19 protein-coding genes are annotated in these 19,667 nt (G+C 52.7%); 13 read left to right on the forward strand and 6 right to left on the reverse strand.

Going from position 1 to position 19,667, the window contains the following annotated elements:
* The 4 genes from EPE01S_RS17630 to bolA all read right to left on the reverse strand — a co-directional run.
* A partial coding sequence (locus EPE01S_RS17630) for a ClpX C4-type zinc finger protein (protein WP_303621218.1) occupies positions 1-327 on the reverse strand: 327 nt, incomplete at its 3' end.
* 107 nt (positions 328-434) lie between these two features.
* Complete coding sequence (clpP, locus tag EPE01S_RS17635) at positions 435-1,058, reverse strand: ATP-dependent Clp endopeptidase proteolytic subunit ClpP (protein ID WP_062747746.1); 624 nt, start codon at positions 1,056-1,058, stop codon at positions 435-437.
* A 331-nt stretch (positions 1,059-1,389) separates the two neighbouring features.
* Positions 1,390-2,694, reverse strand: coding sequence for a trigger factor (gene tig, locus EPE01S_RS17640; RefSeq protein WP_062747748.1), 1,305 nt, complete (start codon positions 2,692-2,694; stop codon positions 1,390-1,392).
* 324 nt (positions 2,695-3,018) lie between these two features.
* Entirely contained in the window at positions 3,019-3,333 is a 315-nt protein-coding gene (gene bolA, locus EPE01S_RS17645) for a transcriptional regulator BolA (RefSeq protein ID WP_062747750.1), read from the reverse strand.
* 288 nt (positions 3,334-3,621) lie between these two features.
* Here bolA and EPE01S_RS17650 point away from each other — a divergent pair, with 288 nt between their 5' ends.
* From EPE01S_RS17650 to EPE01S_RS17685, 8 genes are all read left to right on the forward strand, one after another.
* Positions 3,622-4,200: a lipoprotein gene (locus EPE01S_RS17650; RefSeq protein ID WP_062747752.1), complete on the forward strand. Its 579-nt coding sequence runs from the start codon at positions 3,622-3,624 to the stop codon at positions 4,198-4,200.
* Positions 4,201-4,243: 43 nt separating this feature from the next.
* Positions 4,244-5,728, forward strand: coding sequence for a muropeptide MFS transporter AmpG (gene ampG, locus EPE01S_RS17655; RefSeq protein ID WP_062747754.1), 1,485 nt, complete (start codon positions 4,244-4,246; stop codon positions 5,726-5,728).
* A gap of 526 nt (positions 5,729-6,254) precedes the next feature.
* A complete protein-coding gene (gene cyoA, locus EPE01S_RS17660; RefSeq protein WP_062747756.1) occupies positions 6,255-7,193 on the forward strand; it encodes a cytochrome o ubiquinol oxidase subunit II in 939 nt (312 codons plus the stop codon).
* 4 nt (positions 7,194-7,197) lie between these two features.
* Positions 7,198-9,189 (forward strand): cytochrome o ubiquinol oxidase subunit I, encoded by a 1,992-nt coding sequence (gene cyoB, locus EPE01S_RS17665; RefSeq protein ID WP_062747758.1) that lies wholly within the window; start codon positions 7,198-7,200, stop codon positions 9,187-9,189.
* Positions 9,179-9,796 carry a cytochrome o ubiquinol oxidase subunit III gene (locus EPE01S_RS17670; protein WP_062747761.1) on the forward strand — a complete coding sequence of 206 codons (618 nt, stop codon included), beginning with the start codon at positions 9,179-9,181 and terminating at the stop codon, positions 9,794-9,796. The genes cyoB and EPE01S_RS17670 overlap by 11 nt, the downstream gene beginning before the upstream one ends.
* Positions 9,796-10,125 (forward strand): cytochrome o ubiquinol oxidase subunit IV, encoded by a 330-nt coding sequence (locus tag EPE01S_RS17675; RefSeq protein WP_062747763.1) that lies wholly within the window; start codon positions 9,796-9,798, stop codon positions 10,123-10,125. The genes EPE01S_RS17670 and EPE01S_RS17675 overlap by 1 nt, the downstream gene beginning before the upstream one ends.
* A 13-nt stretch (positions 10,126-10,138) precedes the next feature.
* Complete coding sequence (gene cyoE, locus EPE01S_RS17680; protein ID WP_062747765.1) at positions 10,139-11,026, forward strand: heme o synthase; 888 nt, start codon at positions 10,139-10,141, stop codon at positions 11,024-11,026.
* A gap of 131 nt (positions 11,027-11,157) precedes the next feature.
* Positions 11,158-12,525 (forward strand): MFS transporter, encoded by a 1,368-nt coding sequence (locus EPE01S_RS17685; protein ID WP_062747767.1) that lies wholly within the window; start codon positions 11,158-11,160, stop codon positions 12,523-12,525.
* A 115-nt stretch (positions 12,526-12,640) separates the two neighbouring features.
* On the opposite strand, the gene EPE01S_RS17690 is transcribed toward EPE01S_RS17685, so the two are convergent.
* Positions 12,641-13,132, reverse strand: coding sequence for a YajQ family cyclic di-GMP-binding protein (locus tag EPE01S_RS17690; RefSeq protein ID WP_062747769.1), 492 nt, complete (start codon positions 13,130-13,132; stop codon positions 12,641-12,643).
* 127 nt (positions 13,133-13,259) lie between these two features.
* On the opposite strand from EPE01S_RS17690, the gene panE reads away from it, so the two are divergent.
* A complete protein-coding gene (panE, locus tag EPE01S_RS17695) occupies positions 13,260-14,180 on the forward strand; it encodes a 2-dehydropantoate 2-reductase (protein ID WP_062747772.1) in 921 nt (306 codons plus the stop codon).
* Positions 14,134-14,730 (forward strand): protein deglycase YajL, encoded by a 597-nt coding sequence (yajL, locus tag EPE01S_RS17700; protein WP_062747774.1) that lies wholly within the window; start codon positions 14,134-14,136, stop codon positions 14,728-14,730. Before panE ends, yajL begins: the two co-directional genes overlap by 47 nt.
* Before the next feature lie 153 nt (positions 14,731-14,883).
* Here the strand turns inward: yajL and thiI are convergent, their stop codons facing one another.
* Positions 14,884-16,332 (reverse strand): tRNA uracil 4-sulfurtransferase ThiI, encoded by a 1,449-nt coding sequence (gene thiI / locus EPE01S_RS17705; RefSeq protein ID WP_062747776.1) that lies wholly within the window; start codon positions 16,330-16,332, stop codon positions 14,884-14,886.
* 256 nt (positions 16,333-16,588) lie between these two features.
* On the opposite strand from thiI, the gene xseB reads away from it, so the two are divergent.
* Genes xseB through dxs form a run of 3 tightly spaced genes read left to right on the forward strand, consistent with a single transcriptional unit; the run spans position 16,589 to position 19,615 of the window.
* A complete protein-coding gene (gene xseB / locus EPE01S_RS17710; RefSeq protein ID WP_062747778.1) occupies positions 16,589-16,831 on the forward strand; it encodes an exodeoxyribonuclease VII small subunit in 243 nt (80 codons plus the stop codon).
* Positions 16,831-17,730 carry a (2E,6E)-farnesyl diphosphate synthase gene (gene ispA / locus EPE01S_RS17715; RefSeq protein ID WP_062747781.1) on the forward strand — a complete coding sequence of 300 codons (900 nt, stop codon included), beginning with the start codon at positions 16,831-16,833 and terminating at the stop codon, positions 17,728-17,730. Before xseB ends, ispA begins: the two co-directional genes overlap by 1 nt.
* A gap of 19 nt (positions 17,731-17,749) precedes the next feature.
* On the forward strand, positions 17,750-19,615 hold the full coding sequence (dxs, locus tag EPE01S_RS17720) for a 1-deoxy-D-xylulose-5-phosphate synthase (RefSeq protein ID WP_062747783.1): 1,866 nt from the start codon (positions 17,750-17,752) through the stop codon (positions 19,613-19,615).
* Positions 19,616-19,667: the final 52 nt, after the last annotated feature.

Raw genomic sequence — 19,667 nt, forward strand, 5'->3', positions numbered from 1 at the left:
TTCAATGCCGTTGCTGGTGTCGCCGTTGCGCAGACGTTTGTAGTGGTTATAAACCGCAACAGAGAGCACTTTCTTCGCCCGTTCCTGGCCGATAACGTAGTCATCCAGGTGGTGGCGAATTTCATGCGGCGTGGGCAGTGAGTTACGCTCGCGGTGCGGCGCAACTTCTTTAATCTCTTCGCGAATAATGTCGTTGCATAAATCAACGCATTCATCACAGACATACACCGACGGGCCGGCGATCAGCTTACGCACTTCATGCTGGCTTTTGCCGCAAAAAGAGCAGTACAGCAGTTTCCCTGAACCGTCTTTGCGTTTATCAGTCATTTACTTCCCCCTCATTGTCACACTCACCTTCCCACAAGGGGTTAGTTACGCAGGCCGCCACCCTCACGCCCTGCGGAGGCAACGGCACCGTGTCACAACATATTAAATCAGTTACGCTGAGACAGCACAGAATCCACTAAACCATACTCTACAGACTCGCTTGCCGACAGGAAACGGTCGCGATTAGTATCACGTTCAATAGTTTCGATCGTCTGTCCGGTATGTTTTGCCATCAGCTCGTTCATCATATGCTTAGTTTTGATGATTTCGCGGGCATGAATATCGATATCAGATGCCTGGCCCTGGAAACCGCCCAACGGCTGATGGATCATCACGCGTGAATTGGGCAGACAGTAACGCTTGCCCTTCGCCCCTGCGGTCAACAGGAACGCACCCATTGAGCAGGCCTGGCCCATACAAATGGTGCTGACGTCAGGTTTAATAAATTGCATGGTGTCGTAAATTGACATCCCGGCAGTAATGACGCCACCAGGAGAGTTAATGTACAGGTGGATGTCCTTCTCAGGATTCTCCGCTTCCAGAAACAGCATCTGCGCGACGATCAGGTTGGCCATATGGTCTTCGACCTGGCCGGTCAGAAAAATAATGCGCTCTTTCAGCAGGCGCGAGTAGATGTCGTAAGAACGCTCTCCGCGAGAGGTTTGTTCGACCACCATTGGCACCAGGGCCATATGAGGTGCAGTTTGTTCACGTTCGCCGCTGTATGACATTATCGTCTCCTGGATAAATTTCATTTGGCAACACTCTTCAGTGATTTTACTTGAGAGCGATCAGGAACACTATGATTCCAGGCCTTACACCCGATGCCGTCCGGACAGTTATCGGGTCTGATGACTTCGTTGTACCAATTTGGGGATGATCCCCCGCTGTTTCAAGCATAACAACGTTTTTATCAACTGCTAACCAGGAAAAGTAGCTTAGTCGATAATTTGCGGATTAAATGCGCAAATAACCAGTAAAAGCAGCAGTACCTTGAGCCATAAATGACAAAAGCCCGCTGCCGGAAGGCAGCGGGCTTGACGTCAACCAGAGAATTCAGAATCAGGCCGTAGCGGTCTGGTTCATCAGTTCCTGGAAGTTAGTGGCTTTTTCAGTCACTTTCGCTTTTTCCAGCACGGCTTCAACAGCCTGCTCTTCCAGCGCGACGTTACGCATGTTGTTCATCAGCTCGTTGTTCTTGCTGTAGAACTCGATCACTTCTGACGGGTCTTCATACGCAGAAGCCATCTCTTCGATCAGCGCTTTGACACGGTCTTCGTCAGCTTTCAGCTCATGGGTACGAATCACTTCGCCCAGCAGCAGGCCAACCACGACACGGCGTTTAGCCTGCTCTTCGAACAGTTCACGAGGCAGCTCCAGAGCCTGCTTCTCGTTGCCGCCAAAACGCTGTGCAGCCTGACGCTTAAGCACGTCGATTTCACTGTCGATCAGTGCTGCAGGAACATCGATATCATTGGCTTTCACCAGACCGTCGATAGCCTGAGTCTTCACGCGGTTACGCACAGCGCCTTTCAGTTCACGCTGCATGTTTTTACGCACTTCAGCACGCAGACCGGCAACAGAGCCATCTTCAACGCCGAAACGTTTGATGAACTCTTCAGTGAACTCTGGCAGCTCACGCTCTTCCACTTTCTTCAGGACGATTTCAAACTTCGCTGCTTTACCTTTCAGGTTCTCAGCATGGTAATCGTCCGGGAAGTTAACGTCGATAGTGAAGGTTTCGCCGGCTTTATGGCCAACAACGCCTTCTTCAAAGCCTGGGATCATACGACCCTGACCCATCGCCAGTACGAAGTCGGATGCTTTACCGCCTTCGAACTCTTCGCCATCGACAGAACCGGAGAAGTCGATAGTCGCACGATCTTCTGCGGTCGCTGCTGCGTCGGTTTCTTTCCAGGTGGCCTGCTGCTTGCGCAGGGTATCCAGCATGGTGTCAACATCAGCATCAGTCACTTCAACCACCGGTTTTTCAACTTCGATGGCATCCAGACCCTGCAGTTCAACTTCCGGATAGACTTCGAACTCAACGGCGAAAGTGAAGTCTTCACCTGTTTTGTATTCGCCTGGCACGTAGTTAGGTGCGCCAGCCGGATTGATTTTTTCTTTGATGATCGCATCAACAAAGTTGCGTTGCATCAGATCGCCCAGGACGTCCTGGCGAACAGAAGCACCGTAACGCTGTTCAACAACGTTCATCGGTACTTTTCCTTTGCGGAAGCCGTCGATACGTACTTTCTTAGCTACGCTTGCCAGCTCACTTTTCACCGCTTTTTCGATCACATCTTTATCAACGGTAATCGTTACGCGACGGCCCAGGCCCTGAGTTGTTTCTACTGAAACTTGCATCTTATTACCTCAAAAAATCACGTGCTCGGTCAACTTCAGACATACCCGGCTGCTGTGAGCAGAGCAAATCTAAGAACCGGGACGGCTTCTGATGTCAGAACCGCATTCCCTGTTTACAGAAGCATCCCGAAGACATTCCGGAAAAAATAGACGCAGCATTATAGCGGTAACGTCTTAACGAGTCGAGGCTACACTCTCGCCTGAACCCTGCTACTTTTTACATTTTTGCCAACAAATCGCAAGAATTTGCTCACGGAAGGCATTTTCAGGCTGCGTAAACGAAAAAAAACGGCCAAATGGCCGTTTTTCGCATTTTATGCCGATTTACGCCAGCGTGCCGGCACCACGGCAGTTTGGCGAGGCGGGGACGGTATCCTGTAAGCCCTCCCACTCTTTCAAGGTATAGCTGTGCAAGGCTAATGCATGGACGCTTCCGGCCAGCTCTTCCGCCAGTACACCGTAAATCGCCCGGTGGCGGGTCAGAAAACGCTGGTCCTTAAAGCTGTCACTGACAATCACCACTTTAAAATGACTCTCAGCCCCTGCAGGAACATTGTGGCGATAACTTTCGTCATGCACCTCAAGGTGCGCCGGTGAAAATGCCGTACGTAACTTTTCTTCAATTTGCTCACGGATCATACCTTGACTCCTCTGATGCAGAGAACTGCGCCCCATCTCTTTAAATCGTAGTCGCTTTTTATCTAAAACCGACGCAGTTTAACGAATTTTTCCTGTGCTTGTTCACTTTGCACCGTACGACGTGAAACTGAGAGGTAATGGTGTGGTCGAAGGATCAAGCGTTCACGAGTCTGAAATTTCCGCAACGCGATGAATTTACGCTCGATCGGGGCTTCCCCTGTCGACAGGCAATGATATGATGACCGCAGTTTTGTCAGCAATACTACTCACGTAATCGAGAAAATAAGCATGTTAAAAAAATTATTTTTCCCTCTGCTGGCCGTCTTCATTCTGGCTGGCTGCGCAGGGAGCAGCAATACACTCGACATCTCTCCCAAGATTCAGTTGCCACAGCGTGATCCAAGCCTGATGGGTATTACGGTTAGCATCAATGGTGCCGACCAGCGCAGCGATCAGGCCCTGGCGAAGGTGAATCGCGATGGCCAACTCATTACACTGACGCCATCCCGTGACCTGCGCTTCCTGTTACAGGAAACCCTGGAAAAACAAATGACCGCTCGCGGTTATATGATCGGGCCTAATGGCGCAGTAGACCTCCAGATTGTAGTCAACGGACTGTATGCTGATGTTACTCAGGGTAATGTCCGCTACAGCATCACCACCAAGGCGGATATTTCCATTATTGCCACCGCTAAAAACGGCAGTAAGCAGGTCAAAAACTACCGTCAGACCAGCAGTGTTGAAGGTGCCTTCTCTGCCAGCAATGAGAAAATCACCAATGTCGTTAATAACACTCTGGGTGACGTGATTGCCGACATGGCTCAGGACACCAGCGTTAACGAATTTATTAAACAAAACGCGCGTTAATCCCTCTGGCCCGGCAGGACGCCGGGCCTGATTTAAGGTCCGTATGTCCAATCACTATCTGCACATCTTCACCCGACGTAACTCCGCCCTTCTTTTGATCCTCGGCTTTGCTTCTGGTCTGCCTCTGGCCCTGACCTCGGGCACGCTTCAGGCGTGGATGGCGGTAGAGAATATCGATATCAAAACCATCGGTTTCTTCTCTCTTGTCGGCCAGGCCTATGTCTTTAAGTTTCTCTGGTCTCCCCTGATGGACCGCTATACGCCGCCCTTTTTGGGGCGCAGGCGTGGTTGGTTATTGCTGACGCAATTAATGCTGATCGTCGGTATAGCGTCGATGGGCTTTATGCAGCCTTCACGTGACCTTACTCTGCTGGCAGCGCTGGCGGTCCTGATCGCGTTCTGTTCGGCTTCGCAGGATATTGTGTTTGACGCCTGGAAAACCGATGTGCTGGCCGCCAGCGAACGCGGTAGCGGTGCCGCAATCAGCGTGCTTGGCTACCGTCTGGCCATGCTGGTATCCGGCGGCCTGGCGCTGTGGCTGGCCGACCGGTTCTTAGGCTGGCAGGCTATCTGGTGGTTGATGGCCGCCATGATGGTCCCGGGCGTGATCGCAACCCTGGTAGCTAAAGAGCCGGAAGCCACGGCCGACCGCCCCCATACGCTGGAAGAGGCGGTGATAGCCCCCCTGCGGGATTTTTTCAACCGTAATAATGCCTGGCTTATACTCTCACTGATCGTTCTCTATAAGCTGGGTGATGCTTTCGCCGCCAGCCTGACGACCATTTTCCTGATCCGTGGTGTAGGCTTTGATGCAGGTGATGTCGGCCTGGTCAACAAAACCCTGGGGCTGGTCGCCACTATCGTCGGTGCGCTGGCAGGGGGACTGCTGATGCAACGTCTCAGCCTTTTCCGTGCGCTGATGCTGTTTGGCATCTTACAGGCCGTTTCTAACCTCGGTTATTGGGTGCTGTCGGTCACAGATAAGCATCTTTACACCATGGCGGCTGCGGTTACCGTGGAAAATCTGTGCGGCGGCATGGGCACCGCCGCGTTTGTTGCGCTACTGATGACCCTGTGCAACCGCTCATTCTCTGCCACTCAGTTTGCACTTCTCTCAGCACTCTCTGCGGTGGGCCGCGTTTACGTCGGGCCTGTAGCAGGATGGTTTGTAGAATCATGGGGCTGGCCGACATTTTATGCCTTCTCAGTACTGGCGGCGTTACCCGGTCTTTTGCTGCTGCTCGGTTGCCGTACTACACTGGAGTATGCGCAGCACCATACCGACTTTCTGCCCCGTACCGCGTACGCTTCAGGTTACCGTTGGGCGCTGCGCGGAGTGATCGCTGGCGCGGTGTTACTGGCCTTATGGCTGGTGATGCTAACCGTTAACACGCTTGGCTGGGTCGCACTCACAGAACTGATCCCCCCCCTGTTTGAGGTGGGTATCTTGCTGATGTTGAGTGGAATTGTTACCGGAACATGGCTGGATTTCCTGGCGCTACGCCAGGCGCATTCGCGGGCAAAATAACCTCTTTTTCGTTTCGCTGCTGGGATGTTAAAGAAATTATTTGCTCAACAAAGTGTTTACAAATTCGGGTTGTTTTCATCGCACGTGATGGGCAACCCGAAGGTAACACGCCAGAAAATGCGAAACTTTGACGAAAAATATTAATTTCTCGATTTATCGTCCCGGTAAAAAAATTCTCAGGTGTTTACGCGAGTCAGTTTCAAGTATTAAAAACCGGTGCGTAATTAGTTTTGGTTAATTAATATCACGCAATTGATAAGGATTTGTTAAATAAATGGAGCAATAAATGGCTGGTTATAGCAGATACAATTTTTGTACGGTTTTTTCCATCAAGTTTTGTTATATTAACGCCAACCCTTTGCCAGCATTCATATTTTGTCACTCTCGGCAACATATGTGACAGCGTTCGCAAAAGGTGTCAACACTCCGCTGACACAACCTGTTGCAGGTTTACAGTACTGAAACCTTCCCGTAAAATGCCGCCACACTTAAACGACAATAGAGCCCTTGTCATTGAGGTCGTTAAATGAGACTCATGAAATACAATAAAAGTTTGGGGATTTTGTCATTAATCACAAGCATGATTTTGTTAAGTGGTTGTGATAGTGCGTTATTAAATCCCAAAGGACAGATTGCAATGGAGCAACGTTCGCTGATTCTGACGGCCTTTGGCCTGATGATGATCGTCGTGATCCCTGCAGTCTTGATGGCCGTGGTGTTCGCCTGGAAATATCGGGCATCCAACACCAATGCGAAATACAGCCCGAACTGGTCACACTCAAACAAAGTGGAAGCCGTGGTTTGGACTGTGCCAATCTTGATCATTGTCTTCCTTGGCATCCTGACATGGAAATCGACCCATGCGCTGGAACCAAGCAAGCCACTGGCATCTGATTTGAAACCCGTCGTGATCGAAGTTGTCTCGCTTGACTGGAAATGGATGTTTATTTACCCAGAACAGGGTATTGCTACCGTTAACCAGATTGCTTTCCCGGCTAACCGCCCGGTGAGCTTCAAGATTACTTCGAACACCGTAATGAACTCCTTCTTCATTCCTACCCTCGGTAGCCAGATTTACGCTATGGCGGGGATGCAAACTAAACTGCATCTGATTGCGAATGAAGCCGGTACCTTTGACGGTATGTCCTCGAACTTCAGTGGTCGTGGTTTCTCTGGTATGAAGTTTAAAGCGATTGCAACGCCTGACGAAGCCAGCTTCGAACAGTGGGTCGCCAAAGCTAAACAGTCTCCAGACACCCTCATGACAATGGATGATTTTAATAAGCTGGCTGCGCCTAGCGAAAATCACCCGGTGGAATTCTTCTCAAGTGTGAAACCTGGACTGTTTAAAGACATCATTGGTCAGTTCCAGATGAACCACGGCGGAAGCATGGACATGTCTCACGGCGAAGGCCATGAAGGCATGGATATGAGCAATACCGCTCACGCGGGAGCCGAGGAATAATACGATGCTTGGAAAATTAACACTGGATGCAGTGCCGTACCATGAACCGATTATCATGGTCACTGTTGCCGCCATTATTCTTGGTGGCCTGGCGCTTGTCGCCGCGCTGACTTACTTCGGTAAGTGGAAATATCTGTGGACCGAGTGGCTGACCTCCGTTGACCATAAAAAACTCGGTATCATGTACATCATCATGGCCTTCGTCATGCTGCTGCGCGGCTTTGCCGATGCCGTGATGATGCGTACCCAGCAGGTGCTTGCCTCTGCCGGTGAAGCGGGCATTTTGCCACCGCACCACTACGATCAGATTTTCACGGCTCACGGCGTGATCATGATCTTCTTCGTAGCGATGCCGTTTGTTGTTGGTCTGATGAACATTGCTGTTCCTTTACAGATCGGCGCACGCGACGTGGCCTACCCGTTCCTGAACAACCTGAGCTTCTGGTTCACGGCTGTCGGTGTGGTTCTGGTTAACCTGTCACTGGGTGTGGGCGAATTCGCACAGACCGGCTGGCTGGCATACCCACCATTATCGGGGGCGGAATACAGTCCGGGAGTCGGCGTTGACTACTGGATATGGAGTCTACAGCTCTCCGGTATCGGGACGACCCTGACAGGTATCAACTTCTTCGTGACCATCATGAAGATGCGTGCGCCTGGTATGACCATGTTCAAAATGCCTGTCTTCACCTGGGCATCTCTGTGCACCAACGTACTGATTATCGCTGCGTTCCCGGTTCTGACCGTGACCCTGGCGCTGCTGACCCTTGACCGTTATCTTGGCTTCCATTTCTTCACCAATGATATGGGCGGCAACATGATGATGTACGTCAACCTGATTTGGGTTTGGGGTCATCCGGAAGTGTACATCCTGGTTCTGCCGGTCTTCGGTGTGTTCTCGGAAGTGGTTGCTACCTTCTCGAAAAAACGTCTGTTTGGCTACACCTCACTGGTGTGGGCGACGGTGGTGATTACCATCCTGTCCTTCATCGTATGGTTGCACCACTTCTTCACCATGGGTGCGGGTGCCAACGTTAACGCCTTCTTCGGTATTATGACGATGATCATCGCCATCCCGACCGGTGTTAAAATCTTTAACTGGCTGTTCACCATGTATCAGGGCCGCATTGAAATGCACTCCTGTATGCTGTGGACCGTCGGCTTCCTGGTCACCTTCTCTGTCGGTGGTATGACCGGGGTGCTGTTGGCCGTGCCAGGTGCTGACTTCGTGCTGCACAACAGTCTGTTCCTGATCGCTCACTTCCATAACGTTATTATCGGTGGTGTGGTGTTCGGTTGCTTCGCTGGTGTGACTTACTGGTTCCCGAAAGCATTCGGCTTCAAGCTGAATGAAACCTGGGGTATCCGCGCGTTCTGGTTCTGGATCATTGGCTTCTTCGTTGCCTTTATGCCGCTGTACGTGCTGGGCTTCATGGGTATGACCCGTCGTATCAGCCAGGACATCGATCCTCAGTTCCACCCAATGCTGGTTGTTGCAGCATGTGGTGCGGGCCTGATTGCCTGTGGTGTTATTTGCCAGATTACTCAGTTCTATGTTTCGGTCCGCGACCGTGAACAGCTGCGTGATGTGACCGGTGACCCGTGGGGTGGACGTACTCTGGAATGGGCAACCTCTTCTCCACCACCGTTCTATAACTTTGCTGTCGTTCCTGAAATCCATGAGCGTGATGCGTTCTGGGAAATGAAGGAAAAAGGCGAAGCCTATAAGCAGCCGGCTCACTATGAAGAAATTCATATGCCGAAGAACAGCGGTGCCGGTGTTGTAATTGGTTTCTTCAGCGTGGTCTTTGGTTTTGCAGCAATCTGGCATATCTGGTGGCTGGTAGGCCTGTCATTCCTGGCCATTATCGTGTCCTGGATCGTCAAGAGCTTTGACGAAGACGTGGATTACTACGTCCCTGTTGCTGAGATTCAAAAAATCGAGAATCAGCACTTTGACGAAATTAGCAAAGCAGGTCTGAAAAATGTCGACTGAAACTGTGACTAAACACCACGACGCCCATGCGGAGCATGGGCATCACCATGATGCAGGAGCCAATAAAGTCTTTGGCTTCTGGATCTACCTGATGAGTGACTGCATCATCTTCGCAACACTGTTTGCGACGTATGGTGTGATGGTTAATAACACCGCGGGCGGCCCGGCAGGCAAAGACATCTTTGAACTGCCATTCGTTCTGGTGGAAACCGCCCTGCTTCTGTTGAGCTCCATTACCTATGGTATGGCAGTAATCAACATGAACAACAAGCTGAAAGGTGCCGTCATTGGCTGGTTAGCGATGACCTTCCTGTTTGGTGTGGGCTTCATCGGAATGGAAATCTATGAGTTCCATCACCTGATTAAAGAAGGCTTCGGTCCTGACCGCAGTGGCTTCCTCTCTGCGTTCTTCACGCTGGTGGGAACTCACGGTCTGCACGTGACCTCAGGTCTGATCTGGATGGCGGTACTGATGTATCAGGTCGCTTCACGCGGTCTGACGGACACCAACCGCACCCGTATCATGTGTCTGAGCCTGTTCTGGCACTTCCTGGACGTGGTGTGGATCTGCGTATTCACCATTGTTTACCTGATGGGGGTTATGTAATGAGCCATTCAGTAACTGAACATGGCGCTTCTCACGGTAGCGTGAAGTCTTATATGATCGGCTTTATCCTGTCGATCATTCTGACAGGTATCCCATTCTGGATGGTCATGGACGGCGGCGCTTCTAAAGCGACCATCCTCGCGGTTGTTCTGGTGTGTGCAGTCGTCCAGGTGCTCGTTCACCTGGTGTACTTCCTGCATCTGGACAGCAAGTCTGAGGGCGGCTGGAACCTGATTGCTATCGTGTTTGCAGCACTTATCATCCTGATTGTTGTTGTTGGCTCGCTATGGATTATGTGGAACCTCAACTACAACATGATGAGCCACTAACAGAGCTACTGTGATGATTAAGCAATACCTGCAAGTAACAAAACCAGGAATTATTTTCGGGAATTTAATTTCTGTCATCGGGGGATTCCTGCTGGCTTCTAAAGGCAGCATTGACTATTCCCTGTTTCTCTTCACCTTAGTCGGCGTCTCGCTGGTGGTTGCATCAGGTTGTGTTTATAACAACTTTATCGACCGTGATATCGACAAAAAAATGGAGAGAACCAAGAATCGGGTGCTGGTTAAAGGCCTCATCTCTCCGAAATTAAGCCTGGTTTATGCAACCGTGTTAGGTATTGCTGGCTTCGCAATGCTGTATTTCGGAGCGAATCCGCTGGCCATGTGGCTGGCGGTGATGGGTTTTGTGGTTTATGTCGGCGTTTACAGCCTGTACATGAAGCGCAACTCCGTCTATGGCACTCTGATTGGCAGCCTTTCCGGTGCTGCGCCGCCAGTGATTGGCTACTGTGCTGTGACTAACCAGTTTGATGCCGGTGCATTGATCCTGCTGGCGATCTTTAGCCTGTGGCAGATGCCGCACTCGTATGCGATTGCGATCTTCCGCTTTAAAGATTACCAGGCAGCCAATATTCCGGTTCTGCCGGTAGTGAAAGGCATTTCGGTGGCAAAAAACCATATCACGCTGTATATCATCGCGTTTATGGTTGCCACACTGATGCTGACGCTGGTGGGCTACGCCGGGTATAAATACCTGGTTGTTGCTGCGGCGGTCAGTGTCTGGTGGCTGGGAATGGCACTGTCAGGTTACAAAACTCAGAACGATCGCGTCTGGGCCCGTAAGCTGTTTGTGTTTTCGATTGTCGCCATCACCGCATTAAGCGTGATGATGTCGGTCGACTTTATGACCCCTGCCTCGAAAGACTTTCTGACTTACGTCAGCTAACAGTTCGTACACATCACACTGAGGGCGCGATTATCGCGCCCTTTCTTTTTGTTACCACTAACTAAAAAGTAATGTTTTACCCGCCCTCCCCTCACACATAAACTATGTGCATTCGACAGACTGAGGTAGTAATGAACGATAATAAAATGACTCCGGTCGAGCTGCGTGCGACCTGGGGTTTGGGGACGGTTTTTTCCCTGCGTATGCTGGGAATGTTTATGGTGTTACCGGTCCTGACCACTTATGGCATGGCACTGCAGGGAGCAAGTGAAGCGTTAATTGGATTCGCCATTGGCATTTACGGCTTAGCGCAGGCCGTGTTCCAGATCCCCTTCGGACTTCTTTCCGACCGTATAGGCCGTAAACCGCTGATCGTCGGGGGCTTACTGATTTTTGTCTTGGGTAGCGTGATTGCTGCCATGACCACCTCGATCTGGGGCGTGATCCTCGGACGCGCCCTGCAGGGTTCCGGGGCGATTGCGGCAGCGGTAATGGCCCTGCTGTCTGACCTGACCCGTGAGCAGAACCGGACCAAAGCGATGGCGTTTATTGGTATCAGCTTCGGCGTCACCTTCGCGATTGCCATGGTGCTGGGACCGGTGATCACCCACGCCTTCGGCCTGCACGCGCTGTTCTGGATGATTGCGCTACTGGCCAGCGGCGGCATCGTGATCACCCTGCTGGTGGTGCCGTCGGCCTCAAGCCACGTGCTGAATCGCGAATCCGGCATCGTGAAAGGCAGCATTCGTGATGTTCTCGCCAACGCCCGGCTGGTCAAACTGAATATCGGTATTCTCTGCCTGCATATTCTGCTGATGTCGAGCTTTGTCGCCCTGCCTGGACAGTTTGAGCAGGCGGGTCTGCCCGCTGCCGAGCACTGGAAGGTGTATCTGTTTACCATGCTGATCGCCTTCGCCAGCGTACTACCGTTTATTATTTACGCTGAAGTGAAGCGCCGGATGAAACGCGTGTTTGTTGGCTGCGTGGCGCTGATGCTGGTGGCGGAAGTCGTATTGTGGGGCGCAGGGAATCACTTCTGGACGCTGGTCGTTGGCGTGCAGCTTTTCTTCATCGGCTTTAATTTGATGGAGGCGATTTTGCCCTCACTGGTCAGCAAAGAGTCACCGCCAGGTTACAGGGGAACAGCCATGGGGATTTACTCTACGAGCCAGTTTATCGGTGTGGCGATTGGTGGCAGCATGGGCGGCTGGATTTATGGTCACGTTGACGCGCAGACGGTATTTTTGATCGGTGCGTTGATTGCAGCCGCCTGGCTGATGGTCAGTCTGACCATGCAGGAACCGCCTTACGTCAGTAGCCTGCGTATCACGCTTGAACAGAATAATGAAGATAAAGAACAGCTGGAACAGCGTCTGAAAGCGCAGCCGGGAGTCGCTGCGGTGTTTATCGTGCCTGAAGAGCGCAGCGCTTATGTCAAAATTGACAGTAAAATCACCAGCCGCGCCGACATTGAGAAACTGATCGCCGCAGGGGTATAAGTGCGGCAGGCGGACCATAACGATTGGTCCGCCCCTTCATACCGCCATGGCCGACGCGGGTTATTAATTCTTAAGCGACGGCCGGGCCAGTCTTTCTTACGATCGGCCTGAGTGCCTAATCGCGGAAGTTTTTGAACTGGAACGGCTGCCCCAGATCCGCTTTCCTTACCAGCGCCATTGCACTTTGTAAGTCATCGCGCGACTTGCCAGTTACCCGCAGTTCATCACCCTGAATCTGAGTCTGGACCTTGATTTTGCTGTCTTTAATCTGCTTAACCAGCTTTTTAGCGATGTCGGACTCAATGCCTTTTTTCATCTTCGCTTCGACACTCCAGCTTTTACCGCTGTGTTCAATCTGCTCAGGTACGTCCAGCGCAGCCCCTTCAATGCCACGCTTCAGCAGTTTTTCACGCAGAATATCCACCAGCTGTTTCACCTGGAAGTCGGACTCGCTTAATACTTTGATGGATTCATTTTTTTCATTCAGCTCGAAGCTGGCTTCTACACCGCGAAAATCAAAGCGGGTGGCAATCTCACGGTTAGCAATGTCTACCGCGTTACGCACTTCCTGCATATCAATTTCAGAAACGATATCGAAAGATGGCATGATCTATTCTCCTGATACTAAAGTGACAGGCATAATACCTGCTTGCCGCAGGTAAATAAAACCGCTGGCGCTGAAAGCTATAATAATGAGCAGGACGGTTAACTCAACCCGCGTGCGGGGAGGAATAATGAAAATTACCGTACTTGGATGCGGAGCGTTGGGGCAAATCTGGTTAGCGGCTCTGGAACAACAGGGACATGAAGTGCAGGGATGGCTGCGGGTACCGCAACCCTATTGCTCGGTGAATGTTATCGGCCTGAATGGTCTGACGCTCAATAAAACGTTTATTGCTAACGATCCGACCTTTCTGGCCGAATGTGAACTGCTGATTGTCACGCTGAAAGCGTGGCAGGTTTCTGAAGCCGTGAGAAATCTCCGGTCTGTACTGCCCGCCCACTGCCCGGTGCTGCTGCTACACAACGGCATGGGGACGCTGGATGAGCTGAAGGGCCTGCCCCAGCCCCTGCTGAAAGGGGTGACGACGCATGCTGCCCGTCGTGACGGCACGGTCATTGTCCATGTCGCTTCCGGGATTACCCATATTGGCCCGGCACTCCCCGCAGGCGTGGAGATGAGCGAACTGGCAGAGATACTGCACCGCGCTCTGCCGGACGTGGCATGGCACAATAATGTGGCTTCCGCCGCGTGGCAGAAGCTGGCGGTCAACTGTGTGATCAACCCTCTGAGTGTGTTTTACAACTGTACGAACGGTGAACTGGCGGAACATCGCCAGGAGATCGAAGCGCTGAGCAACGAGGTAGCCAGCGTCATGGAGCGTGAAGGCCAGCACACATCACGAGAGTGGCTGATTGATTACGTGCTGGAAGTCATCCGCAGTACGGCAGGCAATACCTCGTCGATGCTGCAGGATATTCGTGCAAAGCGCCGCACCGAGATTGATTACATCAACGGCTATGTCATCCGCCGTGCACGCGCGCAGGGGCTGACAACACCGGAAAACAGCCGCCTCTATGAATTTATTAAACGTAAGGAACAAGATTATGACCGCGAAACCATCGGTTCTGGTTTGCCTGGCACCTGGGAGTGAAGAGACCGAGGCCGTCACCACCATTGACTTACTGGTGCGCGCCGGGCTGAAAGTGGTCACGGCCAGCGTAGCGGATGATGGCAACTGCGAAATAGTCTGTTCCCGTGGCGTCCGGCTGCTGGCCGATGCTCCACTGGTGGAAGTTGCCGATGATGACTACGCCGCCATTGTGCTGCCCGGCGGGTTAAAAGGCGCAGAGTGCTTTCGCGACAGCCCGCTGCTGGTCGAAACGGTCCGCCAGTTTAATCAGTCAGGACGCATTGTCGCGGCAATCTGCGCCGCAGCCGGGACAGTCCTGATCCCACACGATCTTTTTCCCGTCGGCAATATGACCGGCTATCCCGGTCTGAAAGAGACCATCCCTGAAGAAAAGTGGATGGATCGTCGCGTGGTGTGGGATCGTCGCGTCAACCTGCTGACCAGCCAGGGGCCGGGCACCGCGATCGATTTCGCCCTGAAGCTGATTGATTTAGTGGCAGGAAAAGAGAAAGCGCGCGAGGTGGCAGAGCAGATGGTTCTGGCCGCCGGGATTTACGACTACCGCGATTGAAATATTGTCAGTTTGCGGCCGGACGCACCCGATGCCGGCCGCGCAGCCCGTTCGCATCCGGTCAGCACACAGCCTCCACAGCGTACATCAGTACGTGAGGAGGGCGAGCACTGCCCGGGCACGAAATGGCCAGTAAGCCAGAATGGCACTGACTTAAGGACGATACACTTTAACGTTTTTGAAGCCCTGCTCGTGCAGATACAGCGCCTGCAAACGGCTCATGACGCCGCGCTCACAGTACAACAGCCAGGTCTTCTGCTGATCGAGATCGCCAAACTGAGTACCCAGCTTGTAGAAGGGCAGCGGTTTCACTTCCACCCCCGTCAGCATCAGCGGACGAGCATCCTGCTCGTCACTGGAGCGGATATCCAGGATCACATCGTTTTCAGCGAACGAATCCACAGTTTCCACTTCTACCACTTCTTCTTCGGTCTTTTCTGCGATTTCACGGATATCGACGTTCGTCGCTTCATCGACCATGCGATCCAGAATGCTGAAGTCAAAGTGCTGCTCTTCCGCTTCGATTTTCTCTTTAACAGCCTTAACCGTCGGGCTTTTCGAGATCACCCCGCAGTATTCCGGCATGGTACGGGCAAAATCTTCCGTTCCGATCTCGCGGGCAACTTTGATGATGTGCTCTTTGTCATGAGAGATCAGCGGGCGCAGGATCAGCGTATCGCTGGCGTTGTCGATCAGGCGCAGGTTGGTCAGCGTCTGACTGGATACCTGGCCCAGTGCCTCACCGGTCACCAGTGCCTGTACGCCATAGCGCTCGGCCACTTTCGATGCCGCACGCACCATCATGCGCTTCAGCACCACGCCCATCTGGCCGTCGTCCACTTTTTCGAGGATCTCCCCGACAACCGGCTCAAAGTTAATCGCCACAAAACGCACGCGGTGCGAACTGCCGTAACGCTTCCATAAATAGTGGGCCACCTGACGAACACCGATCTCATGCGCGGCACCGCCGAGATTAAAGAAGCAGTAGTGCACACGGCAGCCGCGGCGCATCAGCATATAGCTGGAGACGCCCGAGTCGAAGCCGCCCGAGATCAGCGACAGCACATCTTCCTGCGTACCAATCGGATAACCGCCAATCCCTTCATAGCGCGCAGTAACCAGAATCAGGCGATCGTCTTCAATTTCCAGATTCACGGTGACATCAGGGCGATTTAACTGCACCTGTGCCGTCGCAACGTGCTGGTTAAGGCCACCACCGACATAGCGCTCCACATCCTGCGAACTGAACGCGTGCTTACCACGACGCTTCACACGCACACTGAAGGTTTTACCCTCAATGCGCTCGCGGTTCATTTCCAGAACCTGCTCAAAGATATGATGTACATCGGTATATGAACGGTCTTCTACCGCCAGCACATGGTGAATACCCGGGATTCGCGTCAGTTCAGCCACGATGGCTTCACGCTGATTTTCGTCTTTGGCGCGCACTTCGATATTGTCCCAGTGGCGCACAACGGCGAGGGTTTCATCGAAGGGTTTGAGAACGTTGCGGATATTACCGGTGAGGATTTTGATAAAACGCAGGCGTACTGACTGACTTTTAATCGTAATTTCAGGGAATAACTTAATGATAAACTTCATAGCGGCATGTATTCGTCAGGTAATTAAGTGCTGAACAGCATGGCACTTAACTGATAAAATCAGAGTCTTGCAAATTGGCTTACGCCCTTTGCATCCAGGCGCAGTAGTATATCATCTTTGTACAGTGGCTGCTTCTTCATCTGCTGCCCTGATTACCCTTCCCTGATGTGTGAAAAATGCAGGGATATTTTGCTAATCATTTGTCATCAGCTACCATGAGCCTTTACTGATGAAAAATGATAAGTCAGGATTAAACATGCCGAAAAAAGCCGAACAGCCTGTCAGTTTCGAAACATCACTGCAGCAGCTGGAACAGATTGTTACCCATCTTGAGAGCGGCAGTCTTCCCCTGGAAGAAGCGCTGAATGAATTTGAACGGGGCGTGCAACTGGCGCGTAACGGGCAGAAAACACTGCAGCAGGCTGAACAGCGTGTACAGATTTTACTCAGCGAAGATAAAGACGCTGACCTGACGCCTTACCTGCCGGAAAATGACTGATGGATTTCAATGTGTTACTCACCGCGCACTATCAGCGGGTGAATGCCGCACTGCAACGGTTTATTTCGTTATTGCCCTTTCAGAGTAGTCCTCTGGTGAATGCGATGGAATATGGGGCACTATTAGGGGGTAAACGATTACGCCCCTTCCTGGTGTACGCAACGGGCCAAATGCTACGCGCTGACGATGCGGCGCTTGATGCGCCTGCAGCCGCCGTGGAATGCATTCATGCGTATTCCCTGATCCACGACGATTTACCCGCGATGGATGATGACAGTCTGCGTCGCGGACAACCCACCTGCCATATAAAGTTTGGCGAGGATTCTGCCATTCTTGCAGGGGATGCCTTACAGACTCTGGCCTTTTCTATTCTTGCCGACACGCCGATGCCCGGTGTAACGGCGGAAGCCCGTATCGCGATGCTGTCAGAGCTGGCCCAGGCCAGCGGTGTGGCCGGGATGTGTGGCGGGCAGGCTCTGGATCTGGCCGCAGAAGGGAAACAGGTCAGTTTGCACGAGCTGGAACAGATCCATCGTCATAAAACAGGCGCGCTGATCCGTTCTGCAGTGCGACTGGGTGCCCTGACCGCCGGTGAGCACGGACGCGCTGCCCTGCCCGCTCTCGATCGTTATGCCAGTGCGATTGGCCTGGCATTTCAGGTACAGGACGATATTCTGGATGTCATCGGCGATACCGCCGTACTCGGTAAACGGCAGGGAGCCGATCAGCAGTTAGGCAAAAGTACCTATCCGGCGTTAATGGGGCTGGATAATGCCAGGAAAAAAGCATGGGATCTCTACCAGGAATCCCTCAGCGCATTAGAAACGCTTGCCGCACAGTCTTACGACACCGCCCCACTGAGGGCGCTGGCAGGCTTTATAATTGAACGCGATAAATAACTTCCAAATGAGTCTCTGAATGAGTTTTGAACCTGCAAAATACCCGACGCTTGCTCTGGCAAGCACGGTGCAAGAATTACGTTTGCTACCGAAAGAGAGTCTGCCAAAACTCTGTGACGAGCTACGCCAGTATCTGCTCGACAGCGTTAGCCGCTCCAGCGGTCATTTTGCGTCTGGTCTTGGTGTGGTAGAACTCACCGTTGCCCTGCACTACGTCTATAACACGCCGTTTGATCATCTTGTGTGGGATGTGGGCCATCAGGCCTATCCGCATAAAATCCTGACCGGGCGTCGCGATCGCATCGGTACCATCCGCCAGAAAAATGGCCTGCATCCTTTCCCGTGGCGCGATGAAAGTGAATATGACGTGCTTAACGTCGGCCACTCGTCCACCTCCATCAGTGCCGGTCTCGGTATGGCTGTGGCCGCCGGGAAAGAAGGAAAAGATCGCCGTACCGCCTGTGTCATTGGCGATGGTGCGATCACCGCGGGCATGGCGTTCGAAGCGATGAACCACGCCGGGGATATTAAAGCCGACCTGCTGGTGGTGCTGAACGACAATGAAATGTCGATCTCAGAAAACGTCGGAGCACTGAACAACCGCCTCGCGCAGATCCTGTCCGGCAAGACCTATTCACGTCTGCGTGAAGGTGGCAAAAAAGTACTGGGCGGCCTGCCGCCGATCAAAGAGTTGGTCAAACGCACCGAAGAACACCTGAAAGGAATGGTGGTGCCGGGCACGCTGTTCGAAGAGCTGGGCTTTAATTACATCGGCCCTGTTGACGGTCACGATGTGCTGGCGCTGGTACAGACGCTGCGCAATATGCGTGCACTGAAAGGCCCGCAGTTCCTGCACGTGATGACGAAAAAAGGTAAAGGCTACGCCCCGGCTGAGAAAGATCCGATTAGCTGGCACGCGGTGCCGAAATTCGACCCTGCCAGCGGTTTACTGCCCAAAAGTGCGGAAGGTCTGCCAAGCTACTCGAAAATTTTCGGCCAGTGGCTGAGTGAAACCGCCGCAGAAGACAGTAAGCTGATGGCCGTCACCCCAGCCATGCGTGAGGGATCGGGTATGGTCAGCTTCTCACGCGATTATCCGCAGCAGTATTTTGATGTGGCGATTGCTGAACAGCATGCGGTAACCTTTGCCGCCGGGCTGGCCATCGGCGGCTATAAGCCGGTGGTGGCGATCTATTCCACCTTCCTGCAGCGCGCCTATGATCAGCTGATCCATGACGTGGCAATCCAGAAGCTACCGGTGCTGTTTGCCATCGATCGCGGTGGCATTGTCGGTGCCGACGGTCAGACACATCAGGGCGCATTCGACATCGCCTTCCTGCGCTGTATTCCAAACATGGTGATCATGACGCCAAGCGATGAAAACGAGTGCCGCCAGATGCTGTATACCGGCTATCATCACGACAGTGGACCCAGTGCGGTACGCTACCCGCGCGGCAGCGGAACCGGTGCGGCGCTGGAGCCGCTGGCCTCACTGCCGCTGGGTAAGGGACGCACGCTGCGTGAAGGAAGCGGGCTGGCAATTCTCAACTTCGGCACGCTGCTGCCGGAAGCCGCTGCTGTTGCCGAGGCGCTGAATGCCACGCTGGTGGATATGCGCTTTGTGAAACCCCTGGATGACGCGCTGATCCTCGAACTGGCCGCCAGCCATGATGCGCTGATCACACTTGAAGAAGGGGCCATTAAAGGCGGAGCCGGAAGTGGAGTGAATGAGCTGCTGATGGCTAAGCGCCGGCCAGTTCCGGTGCTGAATATCGGCCTGCCGGATGCCTTTATTCCCCAGGGAACGCAGGATGAAATCCGTGCCGATTACCTGCTGGATGCCGCCGGTATCCGCCAGCAGATCGAGACCTGGCTGGCACAGTAATTCTGCCGCTAAAGTGTTACAACGTGCTCCCTTCCCCGGGAGCTTTTTTTTG

The sequence above is a fragment of the Erwinia persicina NBRC 102418 genome (assembly GCF_001571305.1).
GTDB classification, from domain to species: Bacteria; Pseudomonadota; Gammaproteobacteria; order Enterobacterales; family Enterobacteriaceae; genus Erwinia; species Erwinia persicina.